Source organism: Pseudonocardia sp. N23, from assembly GCF_002583555.1.
Lineage (GTDB): Bacteria > Actinomycetota > Actinomycetes > Mycobacteriales > Pseudonocardiaceae > Pseudonocardia.
The window spans coordinates 40,159-41,605 of the sequence record NZ_BEGX01000121.1 but is presented as its reverse complement, the minus strand read 5'-3'; the positions used below and the strand labels follow the sequence as shown (position 1 = coordinate 41,605).

At 73.9% G+C, this 1,447-nt stretch carries 1 protein-coding gene and 1 pseudogene; both read left to right on the top strand.

Going from position 1 to position 1,447, the window contains the following annotated elements; translation table 11 throughout:
* A partial coding sequence (locus tag TOK_RS34520; RefSeq protein ID WP_253258684.1) for a MinD/ParA family protein occupies positions 1-1,067 on the top strand: 1,067 nt, incomplete at its 5' end.
* 2 nt (positions 1,068-1,069) lie between these two features.
* Positions 1,070-1,447, top strand: a pseudogene (locus TOK_RS34515) (hypothetical protein); the annotation flags it as partial.

Below are 1,447 nucleotides of genomic sequence, written 5' to 3'. Positions count from 1 at the left end.
CTCCCCCACCACCCGCTCCCACATCGCCTCCGCCCGCCCCTGTCGGGCCTGCCCCGGCCGCTGCGCAGCCCGATCCTGGCCCGGCTGGCAATGCGCAGGCGCCGCTGCCGGTCGAGTTCGACACCTACCTGCGCGCGGAGCTCGTCGCGTCGCCGCCGCCTCGACGTGGGGTGCGTGGGCTGCTGTATTCGCTGTCCGGGGGGCGGGTCAACCCCGGGGCTTCCCCGCGTGAGCTGGCCGAACGCGACTACCTCGACCGGATCCGCACCCCGCTGTCGGGCTGGCACACCGTCACCGTGGCCAGCACCAAGGGAGGGGTCGGGAAGACCACCACCTCGGCGTTGCTCGGGCTCACCCTCGCCGAGCACCGCGCCGACCGGGTCATCGCAATGGACGCCAACCCCGACGCCGGGAATCTCGCCGACCGCCTGCTCGGCCACCCGGCCACCGCCACCGTCCGCCAGCTGCTCGACCGCCCCGACCTCGACCAGCTCGTCTCGTTCCCCGACGTCGCGCGGTTCGTCAACAACGCCGGCCGGCTGCAGCTGCTGGCCTCTGATCAGGACGCGGCGAAATCCGAGGCGTTCAACCGCGACGAGTACCGCCGGGTCCTGGCGCTGCTGGTGCGGTTCTTCAACATCGTCATCACCGACTCCGGCACCGGGCTCATCCACTCGGCGATGACCGGCGCGCTGGAGAGCACGCGCAGCCTCATCGTCACCGGCGCCCCGACCATCGACGCCGCCGGGCACATCGACAAGACCCTCGATTCGCTGGTCGCGCACGGGTTCGACGAGCTGGTCGCCGACGCGGTCATCGTGTTGAGCTGTGACCGTCGCGCCCGCCGCGTCGACCCGGCCGCGTTGCGTTCCCACTTCGAGAACCGGTGCCGGGCCGTCGTGGAAATCCCCCGTGACCCGCATCTGACCGAGGGCGGCCAGATCGACCTCGACGCGCTACGTCCCCGCACCCGCGCCGCGGCCCGCGAGCTCGCCGCGCTCGTGGCCGACGCGTTCTGCTGGGACTTCCCCACCCCTCGGGGATTCACCACCGGGCCGGGGCGGTAGCGGTGGGCGTGTCCGCGCTGGCCGCGGCCGCGGTGATCGCCGCCTCGACCCTCACCGGCCCCCTGCTCCCCGCCCCGCCGGTCCTGCTCGCCACCCCGACCGCCACCGTCTCGACCGACACCGCCCCGACCGCCACCACCATCACCACGGCGGCCGGGTGCGGGTGGCGCCAGACCGCCTCCGACCTCTACGCCGCGCTCGCGCACGCCGGTGACGCTGCGGCGGCGCGGCTGCGCGACAGCCTCGCCGCCGCCGGGGTCGGCACACCTGCGTTCACCACCAACTGCGGCACCGGCAACGGCAGTACTACCGGTGGTGGCGATACTGCTGGTGGGCGCAGTGGTGTCGGGGCCGGGAGCTCGTGCCCGGTCGGGGACCGT